Raw genomic sequence first — 25,419 nt, forward strand, 5'->3', positions numbered from 1 at the left:
CTGCGGGCCCCCAAGGAGGCCGTCTGAGGACCGGACATCCGGCGCCTTGCCATCCCGCGCACGCTGCCATCCGGCGGGGGAGCCAGAACACCGCCGTTACACCAGGTCGCCGTCAATTCGCTATCCCGGCCGAAGAGAGTTAGACTGCTCAAGTTGTCTTGCGACTGTGCCCACCTTCAAGCACAGTACGGAGCCTCCGACTCCACGGAGACGGAGGCCATCGTGCGCCGCCCGAGGGTGGCGGGACCTCTCGCGGACGACAACCGCGTATCCCCTGAGGTACGGGTTGCCCCCTGGCAAAATCCAGGGGGTTCGTGTTCAACAGTCCTACCAGGCCCGGGAGGGAACCAGTGGGACAAAGGAGAAGACATGATCCAGCAGGAGACGCGACTCAAGGTCGCCGACAACACTGGTGCGAAGGAGCTCCTTTGCATCCGTGTTCTCGGTGGATCGAAGCGTCGCTACGCCTACCTCGGTGACACCATCGTGTGCACCGTCAAGGACGCCATCCCCGGCGGAAACGTGAAGAAGGGCGAGGTCGTCAAGGCCGTCGTCGTTCGCACCGTGAAGTCGCACCGCCGTCCCGACGGGTCCTACATCAAGTTCGACGAGAACGCCGCCGTGCTTCTCAAGAACGACGGGGAGCCTCGTGGCACCCGTATCTTCGGCCCCATCGCCCGCGAGCTGCGCGAGAAGAAGTTCATGCGCATCGTCTCGCTCGCCCCGGAGGTGATCTGAGTGAAGTCCCTCAACATCAAGAAGGGTGACCGTGTCAAGGTCATCGCCGGAAACGACAAGGGCACCATCGGTGAGGTTCTCTCGGTGGACCCGGCCCGTGAGCGCGTCGTCGTCGAGGGTGTGAACATTCGTAAGCACCATCGTCGTGACATGCCCACCCCGCAGGGCGGCACCACCAAGGGCGGAATCATCCAGTCCGAGGCCCCGATCCACGTCTCGAACGTCCAGCTCGTGACGAAGATCGACGGCAAGGACGTCGTGACCCGTGTCGGCTACCGTCGTGAGGACGTCACCAAGCGTCGTCCTGACGGCTCCGAGTACGCCGCTCAGCGCAGCGTCCGCTACCTCAAGAAGGAGGAGGCCAAGTGAGCACCGACACCTTCGCGCACGAGATGCCTCGTCTGAAGAAGCAGTACCGCGAGCAGATCCGTCCTGCCATGCAGGAGGAGTTCGACTACAAGAACCCCATGCTCATCCCCGGTCTCGAGAAGATCGTGGTGAACATGGGTGTTGGTGACGCCGCTCACGACTCCAAGGTCATGGACGGTGCCGTTCGCGACATCACCGCCATCACCGGCCAGAAGCCGCAGGTCACCAAGGCCCGCAAGTCCATCGCTCAGTTCAAGCTGCGTGAGGGACAGCCCATCGGTTGCCACGTCACCCTTCGTGGTGACCGCATGTGGGAGTTCGCTGACCGCCTGCTGACCCTGGCCCTGCCCCGTATCCGTGACTTCCGCGGACTCAACGCGAACCAGTTCGACGGCAAGGGCAACTACACGTTCGGCCTGTCCGAGCAGGTCATGTTCCTCGAGATCGACCAGGACAAGATCGACCGCGTCCGTGGCATGGACATCACCTTCGTGACCACCGCGCAGACGAACGAGGAGGGCAAGGCCCTGCTCAAGCACCTGGGATTCCCGTTCAAGGCGAAGGATGACCCGAAGAAGGCGAAGACCAAGCGCGGTCCCGCCTACTACGCCAAGAAGAAAAAGAAGTGAGGATCTGATGGCCAAGACAGCTCTGAAGGTCAAGGCGGCCCGCAAGCCCAAGTTCGGTGTCCGTGCTTACACCCGTTGCCAGCGCTGCGGTCGTCCGCACTCGGTGTACCGCAAGTTCGGCCTGTGCCGAATCTGCCTGCGCGAGATGGCCCACGCCGGTCAGCTCCCGGGTGTCACCAAGTCCTCCTGGTGACCAGCGCGCGTCCGTCAAGGATGCAGATCCACGGGCCCTACCAGGCCCCGGCGGGTTGGTAACCCGCCCCACAAACACCTGAACAACACAGAAGGTCCCCGAGCCGGACGCCCCAGGGGAGGACGGCAGCAGGGAAACCGTTGTGAGAAAGAGGCCAAACCAGCCATGACCATGACTGACCCGATCGCAGACATGCTGACCCGTCTGCGTAACGCCAACCAGGCGTACCACGACCAGACGTCGATGCCTCACTCGAAGATCAAGGCCGGAATCGCCGAGATCCTCAAGTCGGAGGGCTACATCGCCGACTACAAGGTCAACGAACCCAAGGAGGGCGAGGTCGCCAAGACCCTGACCCTCACCCTCAAGTATGGCGAGAGCCGTGAGCGTTCCATCGCTGGCGTTCGCCGTATCAGCAAGCCCGGACTTCGCGTCTACGCCAAGTCCACCGCCCTGCCGAAGGTGCTCGGCGGCCTGGGCATTGCCATCATCTCCACCTCTCAAGGGCTGCTCACTGACAAGCAGGCCCACGAGAAGTCCGTGGGCGGGGAAGTCCTCGCCTACGTGTGGTGACCGTCGACGAGACAGATAGGAGTAATCAATGTCGCGCATTGGCAGGCTTCCCATCGCCGTCCCGTCCGGTGTCGAGGTGAAGCTTGATGGGCAGGACGTGGAGGTGAAGGGTCCGAAGGGAACCCTGAACTTCACCGTTCGCGAGCCCATCACCGTGAGCAAGAATGATGAAGGAGAGATCCTCGTTGAGCGTCCGGACGACGAGCGTGAGAACCGCTCGCTGCACGGCCTCACCCGTACTCTCATCAACAACATGGTCATCGGTGTGACCGAGGGCTACGAGAAGAAGTTGGAGATCCAGGGCGTGGGTTACCGCGTGATGTCCAAGGGTCCCAAGCAGCTCGAGTTCAACCTCGGCTTCTCGCACCCGGTGATCGTCGACGCCCCGGAGGGAATCACCTTCGCCGTCGAGAACCCCACCAAGTTCTCGGTCCAGGGCATCGACAAGCAGGTCGTCGGCGAGACCGCGGCCAACATCCGCAAGATTCGCAAGCCGGAGCCCTACAAGGGCAAGGGTGTGCGTTACGAGGGCGAGAACGTCCGTCGCAAGGTTGGAAAGGCAGGTAAGTGACATGGCAAGCACCCTGACTGTTCGCAAGAGCCTGTCCGACCGCGCCAAGGCACGTGCTCGTCGCCAGGCCCGTGGTCGCAAGAAGATCTTCGGGACCGTCGAGCGTCCCCGCATGGTCGTGACCCGTTCGTCGAAGCACGTCTTCGTCCAGGTCATCGACGATGTTGCCGGAAACACCCTCGTGTCGGCTTCCACCATGGAGGCTGTGCTGCGCGAGATGTCCGGGGACAAGACCGCCAAGGCTGCCCGCGTTGGCACCATCATCGGTGAGCGCGCCAAGGCCGCTGGCATCGACAAGGTCGTCTTCGACAAGGCCGGGAACCAGTACCACGGGCGGATCGCCGCGCTGGCCGATGCGGCCCGCGAGGCCGGTCTCGACTTCTGACCCACGAAAGGCAAGTGAGCAACGATGAGTGGAACCCAGCGCCGCGGTGGCGGTGCAGGTGGTGAGCGTCGTGGCCGTGACAACCGTCGTGGCCAGAACGATCGCAACCGCAATCAGAATGAATATCTCGAGCGCGTCGTGGCGATCAACCGCGTCGCCAAGGTGGTCCAGGGTGGCCGTCGCTTCAGCTTCACGGCGCTGGTCGTCGTGGGCGATGGCGAGGGCACCGTGGGCGTCGGCTACGGCAAGGCCAAGGAGGTGCCCGCGGCCATCGCCAAGGGCGTCGAGGAGGCCAAGAAGCACTTTTTCAAGGTGCCGCTGGTCGGTCGTACCATCACCCACCCGGTGATTGGTGAGAAGGCTGCCGGCGTCGTCCTGCTGCGTCCGGCTTCCCCCGGTACCGGTGTCATCGCCGGCGGTTCGGCCCGCGCCGTTCTCGAGTGCGCCGGCGTGCAGGACGTGCTCGCCAAGTCTCTTGGCTCCTCCAACGCGATCAACGTGGTTCACGCCACCGTTGCCGCGCTGCAGCAGCTCGAGGAGCCCGAAGAGGTTGCCCGTCGCCGTGGCAAGTCCGTTGAGGACGTCGCCCCGGCAGCCATGCTTCGTGCCCGTAAGGAGGCCGACGAGGCCGCTGCTGCTGCCCGCATGGAGGAGAAGGCAGGGGTCAACTGATGAGCAAGCTGAAGATCACCCAGATCAAGTCCGGCATCTCCACGAAGCCGAATCATCGCGAGACCCTGCGCAGCCTCGGGCTGAAGCGCATCGGTGACACGGTCATCAAGGAGGACCGCCCGGAGTTCCGCGGCATGGTCCAGACCGTTCGTCACCTCGTCACCATGGAAGAGGTGGACTGACATGGCTATTGAGCTCCATGACCTCAAGCCCGCTCCTGGTGCCCACAAGGCCAAGACCCGTGTTGGCCGTGGTGAGGGTTCCAAGGGCAAGACCGCTGGTCGCGGTACGAAGGGCACCGGCGCACGCAAGAACGTGCCCGAGTTCTTCGCTGGCGGCCAGATGCCGATTCACATGCAGGCCCCGAAGCTGGGCGGGTTCCACAACCCGTTCCGCACCGAGTACCAGGTCGTGAACCTGGACAAGGTCGAGGCCCTGTTCCCCAAGGGCGGCAAGATCACCGTCGACGACCTCGTCGCCGTCGGTGCCGTCCGTGACAACGAGCTCGTCAAGGTTCTCGGAACCGGCGAGCTGACCGTCAAGGTCGACCTCGTCGTCGACGCCTGGTCCAAGTCGGCCCAGGAGAAGATCGAGAAGGCCGGCGGCAGCGTCACCAAGCGCTGAGGTCAACCTGCAAGTATCAAGTGACGTCGTGAACACGACCGAATGACGTGTGAGGGACGGGAAACATCACAGTTTCCCGTCCCTCCTGTCATATGCCCGTGCAGTGCATTTGCAATGACGAAATGCGTTGCCCTTTTGGTCTCAACAGACAAACCCAGGGGTTTGGTGTGTGTAAGATCACACGCACCAAAACGGCCCGCGTGCCGAGATGACCCCATGCCGAATCGTGTGCAGCGGTAGAAACTACCGACAGGGTCACTCCCCAGCCACACTCGCCGGCGGCCCACCTGCCCTCCCGGCAGGTCTGCACACTGTGAGAAAGGACGATCGTGCTCAGATACGTGGTGCGTCGCCTCATCAATTACGTCGTGCTGTTGTTCATTGCGGTTTCCTTCGCATACCTGCTCGCCTCGTACGCCCTGGACCCGCGCAACGCTTTCGACCAGACGAATCCGAAGCTCAACTGGACGGCGATCAACCAGTCACTGACCAACTACAACATCAACCCCGACACCAGCATCTGGGTGCGGTACGAACGGTGGTTGAAGATGGTGTTCCTGCATTGGAACTGGGGCTGGACCCCACATGGTGACGCGATCAACTCGCTGATTGGCACCCGCATCGGTGTGTCCGTCCGTCTCGTGATCTGTGGAACGATTATCGGCATGGTCGGCGGTGTCGCCGTCGGTGCCTGGTCGGCCGTCCGCCAGTACTCGGCCGCTGACCGAATCGTGTCCTTCCTGTGTCTGCTGCTCATCTCGACCCCGACGATGGTGTTGGCGGTCCTGCTGCAACTCGGTGCCATTCACATCAACCAGGCGACCGGAACGCAATTCTTCCAGTTCATCGGTGAGGTCGGATCTCACGGCAATTACTTCGGGGCCGAGCTGCTCAGCCGTATGCAGCACCTGCTGTTGCCGACGATCTCCCTGTCGGCGTTGAGCCTGGCGAGCTACTCGCGGTACCAGCGCAACCTGATGCTCGACACCCTCGGTGCTGACTACGTCCGTACCGCACGTGCCAAGGGTCTTCGCAAGGGACGCGCCATCCGTCACCATGCGCTGCGCAACGCCATCATCCCGATGGCCACCTATTTCGCCTTCGGCGTGGCCAACATCTTCGTCGGTGCTACCATTTCCGAGCAGGTCTACGCCTGGAACGGTGTCGGTTCCTACTCCGTGATGTCGATTCAGCAGAACGACATCAACGGTTCGGTCGCGGTCGTCGCCTTCTCCGGCCTCTGCACCCTGACGGGTGCCCTTCTGTCCGACATCCTCATTGCGGTCATCGATCCGCGTGTCCGGGCTCGATGAGGAGGAGCCGTCATGTCTGAACCCACCAATAACTCCAGCGTTGAGCTCAACACCCCGAAGACGGGTCCGTGCGCCCCCATCAAAGGTCCCGATGCCTTGAGTGCTGCCGAGCGCAACGAGAAGCACAAGCCGGGACGCAATGAGCGTGACGGCAAGCACATGTCGCGTCGCCGTCTGATCCTGCGCCGTTTCTGGCGTCCGGTTGGCTCCAAGATCGGTGTCATCGGACTCGCCCTCGTCGTCCTCCTGGCCCTCATCGGCCCGTACATCGCCAACTGGGACTACTGGGTGGTTGATGACAACGCCTTCCTCGCGCCGCCGGACCAGTACCACTGGTTCGGTACAAGCCAGGGTGGCTTCGACCTGTTCGCCATGACGGTCGAGGGTCTGCGCAAGTCGCTCATCATCGGTTTCTGCGTCGCACTCATCGTCGAGACCCTGGCCGCCCTCATCGGTTCGGCCGCGGCCTACTTCGGCAAGGTGGCGGAGAAGATCATCCTGTGGTTCATCGACCTGCTGTTGGTGATCCCGTCCTTCCTCGTCATCGCCATCCTGAGCCAGCACACCTCGGGCAAGAGCACCTCGACGGCCCTGCTGATCGTTCTGCTGTCGGCATTCAGCTGGATGCTGTCGGCCCGTGTGGTCCGCGCCATGACCCTGTCGGTGGTCAATCTCGACTACGTCACGGCCGCTCGTTTCATGTCGGTGCCGCCGTTCACGATCATCGTCAAGCACGTCATCCCGAACATCGCCAGCTACCTCATCATCGACCTGACCCTCGGTGTGGTCGCGGCCATCATGAGCGAGACGGTGCTCTCCTTCTTCGGTTTCGGCGTGCAGAAGCCGGAGACCTCCCTGGGCACTCTGCTGGGTGACGGCATGACGGCGGTCACGACCTCACCGTGGCTGTTCATGTTCCCGGCCGGTGTGCTGGTGATCCTGCTGCTGAGCGTCAACTTCATCGGTGACGGCCTGCGTGACGCCGTCGATCCCTCCTCCAAGTCTGGTGGTAAGGCATGAGCAAGAAAACTGCCACTGCGGCCAACCTGTCCGACGCCCTTCCCGAACGTCAGGAGGGTGTGCCGGTCCTGCAGATCAAGGACCTCAACGTCCGCTTCCCCTCCGAGGACGGCGTCGTCCACGCCGTGCGTGGAGTCAACCTGACCGTTCATGCCGGCGAGGTCGTCGGCCTGGTGGGTGAGTCCGGTTCCGGTAAGTCCGTCACCTCGATGTCGGTGATGGGCCTGCTGGACGAGGGTGCCAGCGTCGAGGGGTCCATCAAGCTTCACGGCACCGAGCTGCTGGGACGTGACGACAACTGGATGTCGGACGTGCGAGGCAAGAAGGTCGCCATGATCTTCCAGGACCCGCTGAGCGCCCTGACCCCCGTGTACACGATCGGTGACCAGATCGTCGAGGCTCTTCAGGTCCACTCGAACATGTCCGACAAGGACGCCTGGGCCCGAGCCCTCGAGCTGCTCGACATGGTCGGCATCCCCAATCCGGAAGTTCGTGCTAAGGCCTTCCCGCACGAGTTCTCCGGTGGTATGCGTCAGCGCGTCGTCATCGCCATGGCGATCGCCAACGACCCCGACCTCATCATCGCCGACGAGCCGACGACGGCTCTCGACGTGACCATCCAGGCGCAGATTCTCGATCTGCTGCGGGTGGCCCAGCGTGAGACCCACGCCGGTGTCGTCATGATCACCCATGACCTCGGTGTCGTTGCTGGTCTGGCCGACCGGGTGGCCGTCATGTACGCCGGTCGCATCGTCGAGCGGGCCAACGTCGACGAGCTGTTCTACCGCTCCCGTCACCCGTACACCATCGGTCTGCTGGGATCCCTGCCTCGTCCTGACCTCGACAAGGACGAGCCGCTGACCCCGGTCGAGGGCAACCCGCCCTCCCTGCTGAACCTGCCGCCGGGCTGTCCCTTCGCGCCACGCTGCCCGATGGCGATCGATGCCTGTCGTCAGGCCGAGCCCGAGCTGACGCCCACCGACCTGGACAAGCACGAGGCCGCTTGCATACGGCACGCCGAGCTCATCGACCGCACGTACGCGGAGATCTACCCGCAGGTCGGGGAGCACAAGAGCCGCTTCAAGGCAGCGCTAGGGACCTCCGACCGCGAGGCCCTCGAGGACGTCCTGGAGGTCAAGGACCTGGTCAAGACCTACCCGCTCATGAAGGGTGCGGTCTTCAAGAGGCGCGTTGGCACCGTTCATGCCGTTGACGGCATCTCCTTCCGGATCAAGAAGGGCGAGACCCTCGGCCTGGTGGGTGAGTCCGGCTGTGGCAAGACCACGACAATCATGTCGATTCTCGAGCTGGCCAAGCCGGAGGCGGGTACCGTCGTCGTCCTGGGCCGTGACGCGGCCAGGATGAATGCGAAGGATCGCAAGGAGACCCGTCAGGACCTCCAGGTGGTCTTCCAGGATCCGATGGCATCCCTGGATCCGCGTCTTCCGATTGCCGACATCATCGCCGAGCCGCTGAAGTACAACGGTTACCCGAAGAACAAGATCGCGGAGCGGGTCGACGAGCTGATGGCCCTGGTCGGCCTGGAGCCCGCCCACGCCAACCGCTACCCGCGGAACTTCTCCGGTGGCCAGAAACAGCGTGTCGGTATTGCCCGTGCACTGGCCCTCAACCCGAAGTTGCTGGTGCTCGACGAGCCGGTCTCGGCGCTCGACGTGTCGATTCAGGCTGGTGTGTTGAACCTGTTGGAGGACCTGCGCGAGAAGCTGGAGTTGTCCTATCTCTTCGTCGCCCACGACCTGTCGGTGGTTCGCCACATCGCTAACCGTGTTGCCGTCATGTACCTGGGGCGTATCGTCGAGCTGGGCGAGGTCTCGGAGGTCTTCGACCACCCGATGCACCCGTACACCCAGGGCTTGTTGTCGGCCATCCCGGTGCCCGACCCGTCCAAGGAGCACAACCGCCACCGCATCTTGCTGGAGGGCGACCTGCCGTCACCGGCCGCGCCGCCGCCTGGGTGTCCATTCCACACTCGCTGCCCAAAGTTTAAGGAGCTCGACGAGGCATCCCAGGCCACGTGCATGGGGGAGCGTCCCGAGCTGTTCTACCCGCAGCCGGACATCGACCGGCGCACGGCATGTCACTTCCCTGAGGAGATCCGGGTGTTCTGAGACTCTGCAGTGAGTCCCTGACATGGGGTGGTGCCGTTGCGACGACGCCACCCCATGCGTCATGTTCAGGGCCCACCTGGTGGTCTCATCGGCGCCTTGACCGATGGGCGGGTGTGACCTTGACGAAAATCACGGTTGGATCAAGGAAAGGTCAAGATTTCATAACGAAACCGCATTCTGGGGCCGTTTGCGCTGGTCGGTCCGGGTCATGAGTGCCAAGCTCATGCCATCCCGATCCACCCAGGATCCTCAACTTTCCGGAGGTTTACCGTGCGTAAGACCTTGACGACCGCAGTGGCTGCTCTGGCAGTGGGCTCGCTTGCCCTGACTGGCTGCGGACAGAAGAACCAGTCCGGCGGCGACCAGAACAAGAGCGACAAGGCCACGTCGGCGAGTGCGCCGCTGGCTGCCCTGAACATCAAGCCCCGTGACCAGATCAAGGACGGTGGCACCCTTCGCCTGACCATTACCACCTTGCCGACGGGCTGGAACCCGATGCAGGTCGACAACAACTCAGTTGACCTGCAGCCAACTATCTGGCAGTTCATCGGTGTCAACAACTTCGATATTGCCGAGGATGGCACTCCGAAGCCGAATCCGAACTACATCGAGTCGGTCAAGATGGACACCAAGGATGGCAAGCAGGTTGTCACGTTGCACCTCAACCCGAAGGCGAAGTGGAATTCGGGTCGCACTATCGATTATACGGACTACCAGGCCACCTGGAAATCCTCCAACGGCGAGAACGACAAGTTCCTTCCCGCCACCACCGACGGCTTCAACCAGGTGACGTCGGTTGAGAAGGGTGCCAAGGACACCGACGTCGTCATCAAGTACAAGGCGACTTATCCCGACTGGACAGCGACATGGAGCAGTGTGTTGCCGAAGGAAGGGATCTCTGACCCCAATACCTTCAATTCCGGCTGGAAGACCCTGAACCCTGACTGGTTCACTGGCCCATTCACCCCCACCAAGGTCGACCAGGCCTCCAAGACCCTGACCGTCAAGCGTAATGACAAGTGGTGGGGCGACAAGGCGAAGCTTGACACCGTCACCTTCAAGGCGATGGAGGACGCTGCCAAGACGAAGGCTTTCGCCAACAAGGAGATTGACGTCGCCGACACCATCATCACCAAGGATGGCTATGAGACGGCCAAGAAGCGTGATGACGCCGACATGCGTGCTGCCGGTTCGCTGCAGTGGCGCCACTTCACCTTCAACGCCAAGTCGGCGAGCCTCTCGGACAAAGAGGTTCGTCAGGCCATCGTCAAGGGCATCAACCGTCCGGCCATCGCCAAGTCCGATCTTGCGGGATTGCCAGTTCAGGCCGACTCGGTGATGCTCGGCAACCACTTCTTCATGCCGGGCCAGCCTGGTTACAAGGACAACTCCGGAGACTTCAAGTACGACCCGAAAGCTGCTGAGAAGCAACTTGATGAGGCCGGCTGGAAGAAGCAGGGTGACTACCGCGTCAAGGACGGCAAGACCCTCACCGTCAATTACGCTCAGCTGACCGGTGTGCCCACCTCCGAGAATGAGGGTGCGCTGTTCAAGCAGGACATGGCGAAGATCGGGGTTAAGGTCAACCTTGTCAACACTCCGTCCAGCGATATGCAGAAGGTGCTGACGAACCACTCCTTCGACGTCATCGCGTTCACTTGGCAGGGCACCCCGTACCCGATGGCCAACGTCCGTCAGATCTATGGCGCTGCTGCTGAGGGCTCCAAGAAGCCGTCGCAGTCGAACTACACCCAGATCATCGATCCCGAGGTTGAGAAGCTCATCCCGCAGATCGACACTGAGATGGATGTCAACAAGCGACGCGAACTCACCAATGAGGCCGACAAGCACATTTGGGACGATGTGATGGTGCTGCCGTTGTACCGGCGCATCATGTTCTCCGGCGCCCCGAAGAACCTGGCGAACTATGGTTCCGCGACCTTCCAGAGCACCCGTGGCGAGGACATCGGTTACGTCAAGTGAGCTTGATGGGTTATTGACCCGGAAAGGGCCCGGCAATGGTAGTTGTCGGGCCCTTCTCATGTCTTGCACAGGCGATTTCGGAGAATCGCATGGCCGGGGGTGGTTTCGCGGCTCCAATGGTGGTTTCGTAAGGTGTGATGTTCGGTTTCCGACGAAGAAGCCGGATCGTGGCAGGAGCGTCCTGCCATTCACTTCACTGGAGGACATCTTGCGCAAGACGATCGTGGCCCCTGTGGCGCTGCTGGCCGTGTCGGCCATGGCACTCACCGGGTGCGGACAGAAGAACCAGTCCGGCGGAAGCAAGCAGTCAGGGGTGACGTCGGAGTCGGCCCCGATGGCCCAGCTCAACGTGGCTGACCGGAGCCAGCTCAAGGACGGTGGCACGTTGCGCCTGGCCATTGAGCAGCTTCCGACGGGATGGAATCCCATGAACGTCAATGGCAACACTGTTGACCTCTCAACGACGATCTGGAACTTTGTCGGCGTCCAGAACTTTGACATTGCTGAGGACGGCACTCCAAAGCCGAACCCGAACTACATCTCCTCGACCGATGTGGAGACCAAGGGCGGCAAACAGGTCGTGACCCTGCACCTCAACCCGAAGGCCAAGTGGAATTCCGGTCGTACCATCGATTACTCGGATTACCAAGCCACTTGGAAGGCCAACAACGGTTCTGAGCCCGGCTTCCTGCCGGCCAGCACCGATGGTTTCAACCAGATCACCTCGGTGGAGAAGGGCGACAAGGACACCGACGTCGTCATCACCTTCAAGGGTACCTATCCCGACTGGACGGCGACCCTGAGCAGCGTTCTGCCCAAGGAAGGGGCGAAGGACGCCGCTACCTTCAACGAGGGATGGAAAAAGCTGAACCCGGATTGGTTCGCCGGACCGTTCATTCCGACGAAGGCTGACCAGGCCTCGAAGACCCTGACCGTCAAGCGTAATGACAAGTGGTGGGGCGACAAGTCGAAGCTTGACACCGTCACCTTCAAGGCGATGAACAACGCCACTCAGACCAAGGCTTTCGCCAACAGGGAGATCGACGCCGCGTCGGGCATCATCACGAAGGACGGCTACCAGACGGCGAAGAAGCGTCCCGACGCCGAGATGCGTCAGGCCGGGTCGTTGCAGTGGCGTCACTTCACCTTCAACACCAAGTCGACCATGCTGTCTGACAAGAAGGTGCGTCAGGCCATCGTCAAGGGTATCAACCGCCCAGCCATCGCCAAGTCCGACCTTGCAGGCATACCCGTCAACCCGGACACCCTCATGCTCGGCAACCACTTCTTCATGCCCGGTCAGGCTGGCTACAAGGACAACTCCGGGGACTACAAGTACGACCCGAAGGCTGCCGAGAAGCAGCTCGAGGATGCCGGTTGGAAGAAGCAGGGTGACTACCGCGTCAAGGACGGCAAGACCCTGATGATCAACTATGCCCAGCTGACCGGTGTGCCCACCTCCGAGAACGAGGGTGCGCTGTTCAAGCAGGACATGGCGAAGATCGGCGTCAAGGTCAACCTCGTCAATACCCCGAGTGACTCCTTCACCCAGACGCTGAGCAGCCACTCCTTCGACGTGATTGCCTTTGCCTGGAACGGCACCCCGTACCCGATGGCCAACGTCCGTCAGATCTACGGCGCCTCCGCCGAGGGCTCCAAGAAGCCGTCGCAGTCCAACTTCTCCCAGCTGATCGATCCTGAGATCGAGAAGCGCATTCCCAGCATTGACGCCGAGTCGGATGTCTCGAAGCGTCGTGAGCTGACCAACCAGGCCGACAGGATCATCTGGGACAACGTCATGACCCTTCCGCTGTACCGTCGCATCTCCTTCACCGCGGTTCCGAAGAACCTGGCGAACTACGGTGCTGCGACCTTCCAGACCGTGCACGCAGAGAACATCGGTTTCCAGAAGTGACGATGAGCTCTCACGTATGAGAGCGGGGCCGGGGACGGATTCCCCGGCCCCGCTGTCACCGTGGTTTGTCGCGGTATGTGTCAGGACTGACGACGGCGACGCACGACGAGTGCGACGATGAGGGCGATGACCACGACGGCAATGACGACGATCGTGGCAACAGGCCCGGACTTGGAGCCATTGTCTGACGACGTGTCGGCGTTCTGGGTCTTCTTGGTGTTGTCGCCGGTCAGCTGGAAAGAGGCGCCATCGGCGCTCCCGGCGGCCAACTTGGGGGGAGTGCAGGACTTGGTCTTTGGCTTGTTGTAGCACCAGCCTTCGATCGATCCGGGGGTCGGCTTGTACTGGTCGGCACCTTTCTCCGAGTAATCCCACGCAGCCCCGGCGCCGGAGGCGTGGTAATACGCCCAGTACTGACCGTTGAAGGTCTTGGGGCAGGTTTCGGGATGGTTGTTCATCGTGCAGATGAGACTGGATTTGTTCTTGCCGACGGTAATTCCGGCCTTCTTGAGGGCGTCGGCGCCGGTGGATGGCGAGTCGACGCACTGGTTGGACAGCACTTTCTGGTCATCTGTGATGACGAAAACCCAGACGTTGTTGGCGCTGAGGCAGTCGTCAATGGCTTTCGCCTGCCCAGTTTCGGCGCTCGGTGAGGGAGCGGCGTGTGCGGGGACCGGGAAGACGATGGCCAGGGTCGCAAACAATAGAGCGGCGAGCACTCCCACTATGGTCGGGAGTGCTCGCCGGTTGTCGGTTTCAGGAATACTCACATGACGATCATGCCGCAGTGGGGAGTATTCGTTCGATTGATTGTCTCAGACGCCGGTATGGGGCAGGGCTGTCGGACGATCCGAGGGACGGTCGGGGAAGGACCCCGTCAGATGATGATGACGGCAGCGACGAGCACAACCGTGATGCAGATCGTCATCCAGTTCGGGTGAACCTGAATTTCTCCGTCACGAGACATCCCGTCCTTGGGCTTCTTCTGGTCCTGCCCCTGTTTGGTCTGCGTCGCAGCCGTCGCCCTGACCATGGGACGACGCTCGATCCTCTCCATCTCGATGAGACGAGCCGTCGAGTGGGAATCCAGCGACCACCTCATCGGAAGCTCGGAACCGACGATGACCTGCGGGACGTGGTCGACATTGCCCTTCATTGCGGTGGCCGTGCCGCGTGCCGGCGCAGCCCACGCCGAGATCGTGCGCGGCTTGCGCATCCCTTCGGCGTCAGGGCGGCGCTCGGCCGTCAGCGCCAGCCCCCAACGCCCGGTGACTTCGGTAATTCGACGCCAGGGAACGTCCCAAATTCGGAATTGATTGACGACGGTCACCCCATCGTCATTGATCCGAATTTCGGCAACTCCCCAAATGATCCACGTCAGCCACACGAAAAGCAGCAGGGCGGGCAGGTTCGTCAATCCAGCCAGACCGGATCGAATGAGGTCGAGAATCGTCAGCACGATGATCACCGCGAGGACGATCCCGACGCCGATTCGTCCTCGATGCGAGGAGATGATGATCGGCGGTCTCATGGCGCTCCAGACGGGGGTCAGACAAGTGGTGGTGTGCGGCGACGTGGGTATTACCGTCGTGAGTTGATAGGCTACCCCCGCTGTGTCCATGCTCCCAGACATTTGCCTGCAGCGCGTCATGGGGGTTGAATCTGCGTAGTCAGTAGTCCACGAGATGGGAGAGGGCCCGGATGCTTTCCGCCTTCGCCAATGCCTTCAGAACGCCGGATCTTCGCCGCAAGATCCTGTTCACGCTCTTCATCCTGGCGGTTTTCAGGCTCGGGTCCGTCATCCCCGTCCCGAACGTCAACGTGTCTAACATCAACACGTGCGTCAGCCAGGCGAGTTCCGGATCCTCTGCCGGTCTGTACTCGATGATCAGCCTGTTCTCGGGTGGCGCCCTGCTGAAGTTGGCGATCTTCGCGCTCGGCATCTTGCCCTACATCACGGCGTCGATCATCCTGCAGCTGCTGACGGTCGTCATCCCGAAGCTGGAGACCCTCAAGAAGGAGGGTGCGTCCGGCCAGAACAAGATCACCCAGTACACCCGTTACCTCACCCTGGTGCTCGGCCTGTTGCAGGCGACGGCCTTCGTCACCCTGGCAACCTCGGGGCGTTTGTTCACCGGCTGCGCCCTGCCGGTCGTGTACTCCACCTCGATCTTCGAGATCATCGTCATGATCCTGACGATGACGGCAGGCACGACGATCGTCATGTGGATGGGTGAGCTCGTCACCGAGCACGGTATCGGCAACGGCATGTCGATCATGATCTTCACCCAGATCGCTGCTCGCTTTCCTGACTCCCTGTGGGCCATCAAAGTTGCCCGTAACGGTGCCGGCCAGGCCCACGCCTGGTTCGTGTTCATCCTGGTGATCGTCATCGGCCTGCTCGTCATGGCAGCCGTTGTCTTCATCGAGCAGGGCCAGCGACGCATCCCGGTGCAGTATGCGAAGAGGATGGTCGGGCGCCGGATGCTCGGCGGCTCGACGACCTACATTCCGCTGAAGGTGAACCAGTCCGGCGTCATCCCGGTCATCTTCGCCTCGTCGATTCTGTACCTTCCGGTGCTTTACGCCACCTTCCGACCGCAGACCGACGCGGCAAAGTGGATTGGTCACTACTTCACACGTGGTGACCACCCGATTTACAACATCGTCTATTTCCTGCTGATCATCTTCTTCTGCTACTTCTACGTGGCCATCACTTTCGATCCCGTCGAGATGAGTGACAACATGAAGAAGTATGGTGGATTCATTCCCGGCATCCGGGCCGGGAAGCCCACCGAGGACTACTTGGCCTATGTGTTGTCGAGGCTGACAGCACCTGGGTCCTTGTACTTGGGCCTCATTTCGATGATCCCGACGCTCGCGTTCGTGTACCTCAAGGCGAACCAGAACTTCCCGTTCGGAGGTACGAGCATCCTCATCATCGTGGGTGTGGCGCTGGACACCGTCAAACAGGTCGAAAGCAAGTTGCAGCAACGACACTACGAAGGATTCCTGTCATCATGAGACTGCTGATCATGGGCGCCCCGGGCGCAGGCAAGGGAACTCAGGCCACCGCTATCGCTGAGCACTGCTCCGTGCCCGCGATCTCCACCGGCGACATGTTCCGTGCCAACATCAAGAACGGCACTGAGTTGGGCAAGAAGGTCAAGGCCATCATGGATGCCGGCGACCTCGTCCCCGACGAGCTGACCGACGCCATCGTCGTCGATCGCCTCCACCAGGACGACGCCGCCAACGGCTTCCTGCTCGACGGCTACCCCCGCAACATGCATCAGGTCGCGGCCCTCGACGCTTATCTCAAGGAGCACGGTCAGGAGCTCGACGCAGTCATCAGCCTCGACGTCGACCCCGAGCTGCTCACCCAGCGTCTGCTGAAGCGTGCTGAGATCGAGGGACGTACCGACGACAACGAGGAGACCATTCGCAACCGTATGAAGGTCTACTCCTCCCAGACCGAGCCGCTCCTGGAGCATTACCGCTCGGCCGGCATTCTCGTTCCGGTTGACGGCGTCGGTGAGATCGACGAGGTGCGCCAGCGCATCTTCGCTGCTCTCGACTCGAAGAACTGACGTGCTGGGCCGCAATCGATTCCAGATCAAGACACCCGACCAGATCTGCAAGATGCGTCGGGCGGGGCTGGTCGTCGCCGAGGGCTTGGAGGCCATGAGAGCGGTTGCCGTGCCTGGGGCCACCACCGCCGACATCGACCGGGCCGGTCGCGAGGTGCTCGAGCGTCACAACGCGGGGTCTAACTTTCTCAATTACGGGGGAGATTGGGGCCTGCCGCCCTATCCGGGCGTGGCATGTGTGAGCCCGAACGAGACCATTGTCCACGGCATCCCCGGTGATCGCGAGCTCAAGGACGGCGACATCGTCTCCATCGACTACGGAGCCATCGTCGACGGGTGGCACGGTGATGCTGCCCGAACGGTTCTGGTGGGAGACGTCAGCGAGGAGGCCCGGACCTTGTCCGAGGTGACCCGTGAGTCCATGTGGGCTGGCATTGCCAAGGTCGCGGCCGGTGCTCGCATCGGTGACGTCTCCGCTGCTGTACAGGCCTCCCTGGAGTCCCACGACCGTGATTACGGGATCATCCGTGAGTACACCGGCCACGGGATTGGCACCGAGATGCACATGGATCCGGACGTCCCCAACTGGGGCCGAGCTGGACGTGGCCCGAAGATCGTCGAAGGCATGGTGCTGTGCATCGAGCCGATGGCGACTCTCGGCATGGAGGACACTGCCACCCTGGACGACGAGTGGACGGTTGTCACGGTGGACGGCTCATGGGCCAGCCACTGGGAGAACACCGTTGCCGTGACCAGCAAGGGTCTGTGGGTGTTGTCCGAACCCGACGGCGGCAAGGCCGAACTCGAGAAGCGCGGAGTGCCGTACGGGCCTCTTGACTGAGATTGAGTTCTTGTGGTGGTCGCCGGGACGTTGGTCCCGGCGACCACTGTTTTGTGGGGGTAGAGGGTCGACACGCCGTATCTGGCATTCTCTGCGGCTCAACCAGGTTCGGAACTCGTCGTTACTACACGGAGCTGCCAAAAACTGCGCTTGGCAACGTGAACATCGTGTGTTTGCCCTAATTTTTGGCAGCTCCGTGTAGTTGTCCCCACGTAACAGCCAACCGCCGCACCAAAAAATACCTGTGGACAAGTGAAGGATCCGGCTTGCGCTGACGATAACTGTCAATGTGAGAACTTCTGATGTTGTGAGCCATGGTGTGCCATCCGAGCTCTGCCCTGGCGGTGTGGTGTCCACAGGTGTGCTTTCGTGCTTCGGCCTCGATCGTGAAGCGATCCGGTCAGCGAAGAAGAGGGGTGAACTCAGCTGGCTGAGAATGGGTTGGTGGGCCCTACCGGATGCCGACCACGACGTCGTCACCGCGGTGAGGGCAGGAGGCGTCCTGGGGTGTGTCAGTGCTCTGAAGATGATCGGGGTCTGGTCGCCGCTCGATTCGCAGATCCATTGCCGGGGTCACCGCGAACCATTGTCCCCGGCTGTTCGTTCCTGTCCCGCGCCTCGCCGCGCTGCCCCCATCATGGCGGTCGATCCGCCCGACATTGCCGTGCAGTCAGTCGTGCGCTGCCTCGATCATGATGAAGCCGTGGCGGTCCTCGACTCTGTGCTGCGGAAAGGGATACTCACTTGCGAACGGCTTGAGGAGTGTCTTTCGCCGATTCCGGCGGGTCGGCGCATCCTTCCCGACCTCGGCTGGGCCGACTCAGGTGCCGAGTCCCTGGTCCGATGCCGGTTACGCCGCCTCAGTCTCCCAGTGAGAACTCAGGCCAGCATCGATGGCGTGGGGAGAGTCGACATGCTGGTGGGGAGCCGGCTCGTCATCGAAGTCGATTCGGTGGCACACCACACGGATGCCTCCGCATATTCCAACGATCGTCGTCGTGATCTTGAACTCGTCTCCCGCGGCTATCTCGTCGTCCGGATCACCTGGCACCAGGTCATGTACGACTGGGAGCGCGTCGAGCAGCACATTCTGGAGATCGTCGGTGCCGGTGACCACCTGGGTCGTGTCCGGGCAGCCTGACAACAGGGGTTGACGAGGGTGGTTGTATGCCTGCCATGAGCTTTGCCACAGGCCCTGTCCCACAGACTCGCCGTGACGACGTTGTCGAGATCCTCCACGGGCACACCATCGAGGACCCGTACCGCTGGCTCGAGGACGCCGATTCCCCTGACACCGTCGACTGGGTGGAACGACAGCGGGCCTTTACTGAGGAAGCCCTCGCCATGCTGAGAACTCGGGAGGCGTTTCGCAACCGACTCGCTGAGCTGTACTCCCTTCCTGGCGACACGATCGACAAGCACTGTGGCGGTCGCTATCTCATGTGGCACGACGACGGTGATGCCGCCCAGCCAGTGGTGCAGGCGGCCGGGGACTGGCGCGACCTGTTCGATCGTCCCATCACTCTCCTCGATCCCAACGATTGGTCCGAGGACGGCACGACCTCCCTCAAGGATGCGGCCATCAGCCCCGACGGCTCGACCCTGGCGTGGGCGAGCTCGGCGGCCGGCTCGGACTGGACCTCCTTCACCCTCCGCAACCTGGCCACCGGCGAGGAGCGCGACCCCGGAATCCATACCAAGTTCAGTACGGTCAGCTGGTTCCCGGATTCAGTGAGCCTGCTCGTCCTGGACTTCCCGGACAAGGAGACCGGCGAGACCGCGGTCACCAAGGCCGCGGGCGACCCACGTCTCGTCATGGTCCGCACCGACACTGGTGAGCGGACCGAGGTGCTTCCGGCTGGCCCGGAGGGGACCTTTTACTGGGGTGGGATCAGTCACGAAACCGACGAGAACGGCAACCGCACCGGGGAGGGCTGGGTGGTCATCAGCGACATCATCGGCACCTCCCACAACAGCGGACTGACGGTCTTCCGTCATCACCTCGTCGACGGACACTCCGTGGTCGAGAAAGGGCGTCGCATTGCCGAGGCTGACGCGAGTCATCATCCCGTCGGCATCGTCGGCTCAACGTTCTTCGTCCTCACCGACGACACCACCCCGACCTACCGACTCGTCGCCATCGACCTTGCGGCGGACGAACCAACTCCGAGCGAGGTCATTGAGTCCTCGGAGTACCCGTTGTCGACGGTGGTCCTGGCCGGGGAGATCCTCGTCGCCGTGTACATGGTTGACGTCTCGCCGCGCATCAGCCGATGGTCTACTTCGGGGGAACATCTCGGTGACATCGACATCGAGGCTGGTGACGTCCATCTCACCGCTCCCGACGAGCACCAACCCGACGTGTTCATTCACGCCACGGGCCCGAGCAGCCCGAACGTCGTTTACCACCTCGACGCAGCATCCGGTGAGTTGGAGAAGATTCAGTCCGCCGAGGTTGGCCAGTTCCATGCCGGTGTGGAGCGTCGTCATGCCACGAGTGTCGACGGCACCCAGGTGCCCTACTGGTACATGCGCGACGAGTCCAACGACGCGACCGGGCCCCTGCCGACCATCGTCTACGGATATGGCGGATTTGACATCACCATCACCAACACCCATTCCCCTCTGTGGCAGGCGTGGATGGAGGCCGGCGGTGCGGTCGCCCTGGTCAACGCTCGTGGCGGTGGCGAGTTCGGAGCCGAGTGGTACCGCGACGGTGTTCTCGACAACAAGCAGCACGTCTTCGACGACCACATCGCCGTTCTCCTTGACCTCGTCGATGCCGGACTGGCGAACCCAGACACCCTGGCAATCAGTGGTGGTTCCAATGGTGGTCTGATGGTCGGTGCCGTGCTCACCCAGTGTCCTGACCTGCTGGCTGCGGCAGTTCCCGAGGTCGGAGTGCTCGACTTGCTGAGGTTCCACAAGTTCTCCTCGGGGGCTGCATGGATGTCGGACTACGGCAACCCGGAGGACGCCCACGACTTCGAGGTCGAGCTGGCCTACTCGCCGCTGCACAACGTGAGGGAGGGACGCCACTACCCGGCGACCCTCGTCATGACCGGTGACCACGACGATCGCGTCGTGCCGGCCCACAGCCACAAGTTCACCGCCACCCTGCAGCGAGCCCAGGGAGGGGACGCCCCGATCCTCACCCGCATCGACCAGTCGGTGGGTCATGGTGCCGGGCGTCCCCGTGCTTCCCGCGTCAATGCGTCCGCTGACAAACTCGCCTTCATCGCTGAGTTCACCGGCCTGACACCGCGGTTCTGACCTCGTCTCGGTTCTCTGCCGGCACGGCCTGGTGGTGACGCCGTCGCCAATTTGGGGCGACGGCATCGAGAAGGTATCGTTAGCTGATGGCTCCGTCTGTGCGGAGCCAACAGCCGTGCCCGCAGGGGGTACGGCCAGCGGACAGATGGGACGTAATGGCCAAGAAAGAGGGAGCACTCGAACTGGAGGGAACTGTCGTTGAGGCTTTGCCCAATGCCATGTTCCGTGTCGAACTCAAGAACGGGCACCGCGTTCTTGCCACGATCAGCGGCAAGATGCGTCAGCACTACATCCGAATCCTGCCGTCGGATCGTGTCGTCGTCGAGCTGTCGCCCTATGACCTCACTCGCGGTCGGATCGTCTACCGCCACAAGTGAGCTGCGGCTCATTGCCAAGCGCTTAACGGCGCACCACCCAGGTTCCCGCCAGGGGGACCGTTACGCGAAAGAGAATCTCATGAAGGTTCAGCCGAGCGTCAAGAAGATCTGCGACAAGTGCAAGGTCATCCGTCGCCACGGCCGCGTGATGGTCATCTGCGACAACCCGCGCCACAAGCAGCGTCAGGGCTGAGCCCACGCCGCGACGGGATCGCAGATCGTCCACGCGACGGTCAGCAGGAATGCAGGGGTTCGGCCCCTGAGGTCCACCGTCAGGCCCACCCGCCAGGTGGGAGCGGTGAACAATTGAACTGCACAACAGAAAACGCACCGGTTGCACACGCTGGTGCAGACCTCCCGGGCATTGCCCGGGACACCGTGGAAGCACGTCCCGGAGCCCCGCTCGAAACCATCGAGCACGGATCTGGGCCACCACCCCCGGACGAAGGCCGGGGCCTCGTCGGACGGTCAGACACCGCCCATCGTTCCCAGGAATGACGAGGACGCTCCACGCCGGACACCTTCGCGGCTCGACTTCGTTCGGGTCGAACGAACAAGAAAGGGATGCCACATGGCACGCCTCATCGGAGTTGACCTGCCGCGCGACAAGCGCCTCGAGGTCGCCCTGACCTACATTTACGGAATCGGCCGCACCCGTGCCACCGAGACCCTGAAGGCCACCGAAATCAGCGGTGACCTGCGCGTCCACGAGCTGACCGACGATCAGCTCGTGGCTCTGCGTGACCACATTGAGGCCAACTACCACGTCGAAGGTGACCTTCGTCGTGAGGTGGCCGCTGACATCCGCCGCAAGATCGAGATCGGCACCTACCAGGGCCGTCGTCACCGCAGCGGACTCCCGGTCCGTGGTCAGCGCACCCGCACCAACGCCCGTACCCGCAAGGGCAAGAAGAAGGCCGTCGCCGGCAAGAAGAAGGCCAAGTGAGTCACTGCCCATCGGGCACTCACCAACCTTCATCGATGCGCAGATCACACTGATTTCAGGAGAGACATCACATGGCTACTGCAGGCCGCAAGGCTGCACCCAAGACCAAGGTGCGCCGCAAGGAGAAGAAGAACGTCGTCGCCGGACAGGCGCACATCAAGAGCACGTTCAACAACACCATCATCGCCATCACCGATCCTTCCGGTGCGGTGATCTCGTGGGCCTCTGCCGGCACCGTCGGCTTCAAGGGCTCTCGTAAGTCCACCCCATTCGCCGCTCAGATGGCCGCCGAGGCCGCTGGACGTCGCGCCATGGAGCATGGCATGAAGCGGGTTGACGTCTTCGTCAAGGGTCCCGGCTCCGGCCGTGAGACCGCCATCCGTTCCCTCGGGGCCGTCGGCCTGGAGATCGGCCCGATCTCCGACGTCACCCCCGTTCCGCACAACGGATGCCGCCCGCCGAAGCGCCGCCGCGTCTGACCCACTCCGAGAGCAAAGGACTGATACACAATGGCCCGTTACACCGGCCCCCTCACCAAGAAGTCCCGTCGCCTCGGGACTGACCTTGTCGGCAACGACAAGTCCTTCGAGCGTCGTCCGTACCCTCCGGGTGTCCACGGCCGCGGTCGTACCAAGGACTCCGAGTACTCGCTGCAGCTGCGCGAGAAGCAGAAGGCTCGTTACGCCTACGGCGTCCTGGAGAAGCAGTTCCGTCGTTACTACGAGGAGGCGGATCGCGCCCAGGGTAAGACTGGTGACGTCCTGCTGCAGATCCTCGAGTCGCGTCTCGACAACGTCGTGTACCGCGCCGGACTTGCTGCCACCCGTCGTCAGGCTCGCCAGATGGTCAGCCACGGCCACTTCCTGGTCAACGGCAAGAAGGTCAACATTCCTTCCTACCGCGTGAGCACCCACGACATCATTGACGTTCGCGAGAAGTCCAAGGACCTCCACCCGATCGTCGTCGCCCGCGAGACCTTCGAGACCCGCGACGTTCCGGCCTGGCTGGAGGTGCGTCCGAACAAGGGGCGCATCCTGATCCACCAGCTGCCCACCCGTGAGCAGATCGTCGTCGACGTCAACGAGCAGGCCATCGTCGAGCTCTACTCCAAGTGATCCGAGGGGCCACCCCCTGGATCCCCGAGTGAGCCAAGTCACTGCGTATTTTCACCGACTCGGTGGTTGCGCATTGCTCTGAGGCCACCTGGAAGCTGATGAGGGGCGACCCCTTGCAGCCCAGCTTTCCCCGGGTCGACTTCGGTCGACCCGGGGATGCAACAACTGAATAACCTCGCGGCGGGGAGTTCCCGTCATCCTGTTCCCCTCTGCGCCTTCATATAGCGGTCGGCGCGAAAGGTAGAAAACATGCTCATCGCACAGCGTCCCACCCTCACCGAGGAGTCCATCTCCGAGTTCCGCTCGAAGTTCATCATCGAGCCCCTGGAGCCCGGCTTCGGCTACACCATCGGCAACTCGCTGCGTCGCACCCTGTTGTCGTCCATCCCGGGCGCCTCCGTGACGAGCATCAAGATCGAGGGAGTCCAGCACGAGTTCTCCACCATCGAGGGCTGTGTCGAGGACGTCACCGAGATCATCCTGAACCTCAAGGGCCTGGTCCTCTCCTCCGAGGAGGACGAGCCCGTCGCCATGTACCTGCGCAAGTCCGGCGCCGGCGAGATCACCGCTGCCGACATCAACCCGCCGGCCGGTGTGACCATCCACAACCCGGACCTGCACATCGCCACCCTCAACGACGATGGCCGCTTCGAGATGGAGCTCATCGTCGAGCGTGGACGCGGCTACGTGTCCAGCGCCCTCAACGACGACCCGAACTCCGAGATCGGTCGGATCGCCGTCGACTCCATCTACTCCCCGGTCCTCAAGGTCACCTACAAGGTCGAGGCCACCCGAGTCGAGCAGCGCACCGACTTCGACAAGCTCGTCGTCGACGTCGAGACCAAGCCGAGCATTCAGCCGCGCGACGCCGTCGCCTCTGCCGGTAAGACCCTTGTCGAGCTGTTCGGTCTGACGCGTGAGCTCAATGCCGACGCCGAGGGCATCGAGATCGGTGCCGGCCCGGTTGACGAGGAGTACGCCGAGAGCCTCGGAACCCCGGTCGAGGAGCTCAACCTCACCGTCCGTTCCTACAACTGCCTCAAGCGCGAGGGCATCCACACCGTCGGAGAGCTCGTCTCCCGCTCCGAGCAGGATCTGCTCGCCATCCGCAACTTCGGATCCAAGTCCATCGACGAGGTCAAGGAGAAGCTGACCGAGCTCGGCCTGGCTCTCAAGGACTCCGCCCCGGGCTTTGATCCGCTCGCCGCCGCCGAGGCTTACGACGAGGCCAGTGACGACGATGATTACGCGGAGACCGAGCAGTACTGATTTATTGGTGCAAGGGGGGCGACCCCCTTGCATCCCCCGAGTGGCTCGACTCTGCCGGGTGATCGCGAGTTGGTTTGTGGTTGAGTAGTGGGTCGAGTCGCTGTGACAACCAAAGATTTCCTCTCTTCGGAGGGGAGGCCAGGGGGGTGGACCCTGGCCACACCCCCACCCGTCGCTTGACGGGGAAGGGGAGGGGAGGGCAACCGTCCTCCCTCAGCCGGATCGCGGCGGGTCCACCTGCCCGCCACACCGACACACGAGGAGAAAAAGAATGCCGAAGCCCACTAAGGGTCCCCGTCTTGGCGGGTCCCCGGCCCACGAGCGGATCATCTTGCGCAACCTGGCCAGCCAGCTCTTCGAGCACGGCCATGTCGTGACCACCGTCACCAAGGCCAAGCGCGTCCGCCCGCTCGCCGAGAAGCTCATCAACCGAGCCAAGACCGACACCGTCGCCAACCGTCGCATCGTCAACCGCACGATCACCGACCGCGGCGTCGTGCACATCCTCTTCACCGAGATCGGCCCCCTCATGGAAGGTCGCGACGGCGGTTACACCCGCATCACCCGCATCGGCAACCGCAAGGGCGACAACGCCCCCATGGCCGTCATCGAGGTCGTCACCGAGAAGGTGTCCTCCAAGGCTCCGGCCAGCGCTGCTGACGCCAAGGCGCAGATCAACACCGCTACCGAGGCGGCTGACGCCAAGGAGCCGGAGGTCAAGGAGGTCGCCCCCGAGAAGACCGAGGGTGACGCCGCCATCGAGCACAACACCCTGGCCGAGAACGCCGCTGCTGACGCCCCCGTGGCCGCCGAGCAGGACGCCGTTGAGGCCGAGGAGAAGACTCAGGCCTGATCCATCCTCCTTCAAACACCCGAGCGCCGGTCCCCCAGGGG

At 62.5% G+C, this 25,419-nt stretch carries 29 protein-coding genes; 27 read left to right on the forward strand and 2 right to left on the reverse strand.

Annotated features, from left to right (window positions below):
- Positions 1–369 precede the first annotated feature (369 nt).
- The 15 genes from rplN (at position 370) to PALO_RS01790 (ending at position 13,114) form a co-directional block, all read left to right on the forward strand.
- Entirely contained in the window at positions 370–738 is a 369-nt protein-coding gene (gene rplN, locus PALO_RS01720) for a 50S ribosomal protein L14 (protein ID WP_004809047.1), read from the forward strand.
- Positions 739–1,107: a 50S ribosomal protein L24 gene (rplX, locus tag PALO_RS01725; RefSeq protein ID WP_004809046.1), complete on the forward strand. Its 369-nt coding sequence runs from the start codon at positions 739–741 to the stop codon at positions 1,105–1,107. It abuts the gene before it with no gap.
- The gene (rplE, locus tag PALO_RS01730; protein ID WP_004809045.1) at positions 1,104–1,736 is read left to right on the forward strand and encodes a 50S ribosomal protein L5; all 633 of its coding nucleotides are present in this window, start codon (positions 1,104–1,106) and stop codon (positions 1,734–1,736) included. The genes rplX and rplE overlap by 4 nt, the downstream gene beginning before the upstream one ends.
- A 7-nt stretch (positions 1,737–1,743) precedes the next feature.
- Positions 1,744–1,929 carry a type Z 30S ribosomal protein S14 gene (locus PALO_RS01735; protein WP_002515981.1) on the forward strand — a complete coding sequence of 62 codons (186 nt, stop codon included), beginning with the start codon at positions 1,744–1,746 and terminating at the stop codon, positions 1,927–1,929.
- A 165-nt stretch (positions 1,930–2,094) separates the two neighbouring features.
- Positions 2,095–2,502, forward strand: coding sequence for a 30S ribosomal protein S8 (rpsH, locus tag PALO_RS01740; RefSeq protein WP_004809044.1), 408 nt, complete (start codon positions 2,095–2,097; stop codon positions 2,500–2,502).
- Between the two features lie 28 nt (positions 2,503–2,530).
- Entirely contained in the window at positions 2,531–3,073 is a 543-nt protein-coding gene (gene rplF, locus PALO_RS01745) for a 50S ribosomal protein L6 (protein WP_004809043.1), read from the forward strand.
- A 1-nt stretch (position 3,074) separates the two neighbouring features.
- Positions 3,075–3,458 (forward strand): 50S ribosomal protein L18, encoded by a 384-nt coding sequence (gene rplR, locus PALO_RS01750; RefSeq protein WP_004809042.1) that lies wholly within the window; start codon positions 3,075–3,077, stop codon positions 3,456–3,458.
- A gap of 24 nt (positions 3,459–3,482) precedes the next feature.
- A complete protein-coding gene (rpsE, locus tag PALO_RS01755) occupies positions 3,483–4,130 on the forward strand; it encodes a 30S ribosomal protein S5 (protein ID WP_004809041.1) in 648 nt (215 codons plus the stop codon).
- The gene (gene rpmD, locus PALO_RS01760) at positions 4,130–4,312 is read left to right on the forward strand and encodes a 50S ribosomal protein L30 (protein WP_004809040.1); all 183 of its coding nucleotides are present in this window, start codon (positions 4,130–4,132) and stop codon (positions 4,310–4,312) included. Before rpsE ends, rpmD begins: the two co-directional genes overlap by 1 nt.
- Before the next feature lies 1 nt (position 4,313).
- On the forward strand, positions 4,314–4,754 hold the full coding sequence (gene rplO / locus PALO_RS01765) for a 50S ribosomal protein L15 (RefSeq protein ID WP_015582166.1): 441 nt from the start codon (positions 4,314–4,316) through the stop codon (positions 4,752–4,754).
- A 329-nt stretch (positions 4,755–5,083) separates the two neighbouring features.
- Positions 5,084–6,067: an ABC transporter permease gene (locus tag PALO_RS01770; protein WP_004809038.1), complete on the forward strand. Its 984-nt coding sequence runs from the start codon at positions 5,084–5,086 to the stop codon at positions 6,065–6,067.
- A gap of 12 nt (positions 6,068–6,079) precedes the next feature.
- Positions 6,080–7,087: an ABC transporter permease gene (locus tag PALO_RS01775; RefSeq protein ID WP_015582167.1), complete on the forward strand. Its 1,008-nt coding sequence runs from the start codon at positions 6,080–6,082 to the stop codon at positions 7,085–7,087.
- Positions 7,084–9,216: an ABC transporter ATP-binding protein gene (locus PALO_RS01780; RefSeq protein WP_004809036.1), complete on the forward strand. Its 2,133-nt coding sequence runs from the start codon at positions 7,084–7,086 to the stop codon at positions 9,214–9,216. Before PALO_RS01775 ends, PALO_RS01780 begins: the two co-directional genes overlap by 4 nt.
- Before the next feature lie 270 nt (positions 9,217–9,486).
- A complete protein-coding gene (locus PALO_RS01785; RefSeq protein WP_015582168.1) occupies positions 9,487–11,199 on the forward strand; it encodes an ABC transporter family substrate-binding protein in 1,713 nt (570 codons plus the stop codon).
- Positions 11,200–11,407: 208 nt separating this feature from the next.
- Positions 11,408–13,114, forward strand: a complete 1,707-nt coding sequence (locus PALO_RS01790; RefSeq protein ID WP_015582169.1) for an ABC transporter family substrate-binding protein — start codon at positions 11,408–11,410, stop codon at positions 13,112–13,114.
- An 80-nt stretch (positions 13,115–13,194) separates the two neighbouring features.
- On the opposite strand, the gene PALO_RS01795 is transcribed toward PALO_RS01790, so the two are convergent.
- Both PALO_RS01795 and PALO_RS01800 read right to left on the reverse strand, forming a co-directional pair.
- Positions 13,195–13,833 (reverse strand): hypothetical protein, encoded by a 639-nt coding sequence (locus PALO_RS01795; RefSeq protein WP_041710200.1) that lies wholly within the window; start codon positions 13,831–13,833, stop codon positions 13,195–13,197.
- A gap of 158 nt (positions 13,834–13,991) precedes the next feature.
- Positions 13,992–14,645, reverse strand: coding sequence for a hypothetical protein (locus PALO_RS01800; RefSeq protein ID WP_015582171.1), 654 nt, complete (start codon positions 14,643–14,645; stop codon positions 13,992–13,994).
- A gap of 170 nt (positions 14,646–14,815) precedes the next feature.
- Between PALO_RS01800 and secY the strand changes: the two genes are divergently transcribed.
- The 12 genes from secY to rplQ all read left to right on the forward strand — a co-directional run bounded on the left by secY (position 14,816) and on the right by rplQ (position 25,378).
- Positions 14,816–16,138, forward strand: coding sequence for a preprotein translocase subunit SecY (gene secY / locus PALO_RS01805; protein WP_004809031.1), 1,323 nt, complete (start codon positions 14,816–14,818; stop codon positions 16,136–16,138).
- Positions 16,135–16,704: an adenylate kinase gene (locus tag PALO_RS01810; protein WP_004809030.1), complete on the forward strand. Its 570-nt coding sequence runs from the start codon at positions 16,135–16,137 to the stop codon at positions 16,702–16,704. Before secY ends, PALO_RS01810 begins: the two co-directional genes overlap by 4 nt.
- A 1-nt stretch (position 16,705) precedes the next feature.
- A complete protein-coding gene (map, locus tag PALO_RS01815) occupies positions 16,706–17,545 on the forward strand; it encodes a type I methionyl aminopeptidase (protein WP_015582172.1) in 840 nt (279 codons plus the stop codon).
- 913 nt (positions 17,546–18,458) lie between these two features.
- Complete coding sequence (locus PALO_RS12740) at positions 18,459–18,686, forward strand: endonuclease domain-containing protein (RefSeq protein ID WP_023031875.1); 228 nt, start codon at positions 18,459–18,461, stop codon at positions 18,684–18,686.
- Between the two features lie 35 nt (positions 18,687–18,721).
- Positions 18,722–20,818: a prolyl oligopeptidase family serine peptidase gene (locus PALO_RS01825; RefSeq protein WP_235044045.1), complete on the forward strand. Its 2,097-nt coding sequence runs from the start codon at positions 18,722–18,724 to the stop codon at positions 20,816–20,818.
- Positions 20,819–20,973: 155 nt separating this feature from the next.
- Positions 20,974–21,195, forward strand: a complete 222-nt coding sequence (gene infA, locus PALO_RS01830) for a translation initiation factor IF-1 (RefSeq protein ID WP_002514837.1) — start codon at positions 20,974–20,976, stop codon at positions 21,193–21,195.
- 79 nt (positions 21,196–21,274) lie between these two features.
- Positions 21,275–21,388, forward strand: a complete 114-nt coding sequence (gene rpmJ, locus PALO_RS01835; RefSeq protein ID WP_002514836.1) for a 50S ribosomal protein L36 — start codon at positions 21,275–21,277, stop codon at positions 21,386–21,388.
- Between the two features lie 378 nt (positions 21,389–21,766).
- Positions 21,767–22,141 carry a 30S ribosomal protein S13 gene (gene rpsM / locus PALO_RS01840; RefSeq protein WP_004809012.1) on the forward strand — a complete coding sequence of 125 codons (375 nt, stop codon included), beginning with the start codon at positions 21,767–21,769 and terminating at the stop codon, positions 22,139–22,141.
- A gap of 71 nt (positions 22,142–22,212) precedes the next feature.
- On the forward strand, positions 22,213–22,620 hold the full coding sequence (rpsK, locus tag PALO_RS01845) for a 30S ribosomal protein S11 (protein ID WP_004809011.1): 408 nt from the start codon (positions 22,213–22,215) through the stop codon (positions 22,618–22,620).
- A 30-nt stretch (positions 22,621–22,650) separates the two neighbouring features.
- On the forward strand, positions 22,651–23,256 hold the full coding sequence (gene rpsD, locus PALO_RS01850; protein WP_004809010.1) for a 30S ribosomal protein S4: 606 nt from the start codon (positions 22,651–22,653) through the stop codon (positions 23,254–23,256).
- Positions 23,257–23,505: 249 nt separating this feature from the next.
- Positions 23,506–24,525: a DNA-directed RNA polymerase subunit alpha gene (locus tag PALO_RS01855; protein WP_015582175.1), complete on the forward strand. Its 1,020-nt coding sequence runs from the start codon at positions 23,506–23,508 to the stop codon at positions 24,523–24,525.
- Between the two features lie 271 nt (positions 24,526–24,796).
- On the forward strand, positions 24,797–25,378 hold the full coding sequence (gene rplQ, locus PALO_RS01860; protein WP_004809007.1) for a 50S ribosomal protein L17: 582 nt from the start codon (positions 24,797–24,799) through the stop codon (positions 25,376–25,378).
- Positions 25,379–25,419: the final 41 nt, after the last annotated feature.

The organism is Cutibacterium avidum 44067 (genome assembly GCF_000367205.1).
Taxonomy (GTDB): domain Bacteria; phylum Actinomycetota; class Actinomycetes; order Propionibacteriales; family Propionibacteriaceae; genus Cutibacterium; species Cutibacterium avidum.

Bases quoted from the DNA above. Each gene is read 5' to 3' on its own strand.
- rplN (WP_004809047.1), top strand. From the start codon at position 370: ATGATCCAGCAGGAGACGCGACTCAAGGTCGCCGACAACACTGGTGCG.
- PALO_RS01735 (WP_002515981.1), top strand. From the start codon at position 1,744: ATGGCCAAGACAGCTCTGAAGGTCAAGGCGGCCCGCAAGCCCAAGTTC.
- rpsH (WP_004809044.1), top strand. From the start codon at position 2,095: ATGACCATGACTGACCCGATCGCAGACATGCTGACCCGTCTGCGTAAC.
- rplF (WP_004809043.1), top strand. From the start codon at position 2,531: ATGTCGCGCATTGGCAGGCTTCCCATCGCCGTCCCGTCCGGTGTCGAG.
- rplR (WP_004809042.1), top strand. From the start codon at position 3,075: ATGGCAAGCACCCTGACTGTTCGCAAGAGCCTGTCCGACCGCGCCAAG.
- rpsE (WP_004809041.1), top strand. From the start codon at position 3,483: ATGAGTGGAACCCAGCGCCGCGGTGGCGGTGCAGGTGGTGAGCGTCGT.
- rpmD (WP_004809040.1), top strand. From the start codon at position 4,130: ATGAGCAAGCTGAAGATCACCCAGATCAAGTCCGGCATCTCCACGAAG.
- rplO (WP_015582166.1), top strand. From the start codon at position 4,314: ATGGCTATTGAGCTCCATGACCTCAAGCCCGCTCCTGGTGCCCACAAG.
- PALO_RS01775 (WP_015582167.1), top strand. From the start codon at position 6,080: ATGTCTGAACCCACCAATAACTCCAGCGTTGAGCTCAACACCCCGAAG.
- PALO_RS01780 (WP_004809036.1), top strand. From the start codon at position 7,084: ATGAGCAAGAAAACTGCCACTGCGGCCAACCTGTCCGACGCCCTTCCC.
- PALO_RS01800 (WP_015582171.1), bottom strand. From the start codon at position 14,645: ATGAGACCGCCGATCATCATCTCCTCGCATCGAGGACGAATCGGCGTC.
- secY (WP_004809031.1), top strand. From the start codon at position 14,816: ATGCTTTCCGCCTTCGCCAATGCCTTCAGAACGCCGGATCTTCGCCGC.
- PALO_RS01810 (WP_004809030.1), top strand. From the start codon at position 16,135: ATGAGACTGCTGATCATGGGCGCCCCGGGCGCAGGCAAGGGAACTCAG.
- PALO_RS12740 (WP_023031875.1), top strand. From the start codon at position 18,459: ATGCTGGTGGGGAGCCGGCTCGTCATCGAAGTCGATTCGGTGGCACAC.
- PALO_RS01825 (WP_235044045.1), top strand. From the start codon at position 18,722: ATGAGCTTTGCCACAGGCCCTGTCCCACAGACTCGCCGTGACGACGTT.
- infA (WP_002514837.1), top strand. From the start codon at position 20,974: ATGGCCAAGAAAGAGGGAGCACTCGAACTGGAGGGAACTGTCGTTGAG.
- rpmJ (WP_002514836.1), top strand. From the start codon at position 21,275: ATGAAGGTTCAGCCGAGCGTCAAGAAGATCTGCGACAAGTGCAAGGTC.
- rpsM (WP_004809012.1), top strand. From the start codon at position 21,767: ATGGCACGCCTCATCGGAGTTGACCTGCCGCGCGACAAGCGCCTCGAG.
- rpsK (WP_004809011.1), top strand. From the start codon at position 22,213: ATGGCTACTGCAGGCCGCAAGGCTGCACCCAAGACCAAGGTGCGCCGC.
- rpsD (WP_004809010.1), top strand. From the start codon at position 22,651: ATGGCCCGTTACACCGGCCCCCTCACCAAGAAGTCCCGTCGCCTCGGG.
- PALO_RS01855 (WP_015582175.1), top strand. From the start codon at position 23,506: ATGCTCATCGCACAGCGTCCCACCCTCACCGAGGAGTCCATCTCCGAG.
- rplQ (WP_004809007.1), top strand. From the start codon at position 24,797: ATGCCGAAGCCCACTAAGGGTCCCCGTCTTGGCGGGTCCCCGGCCCAC.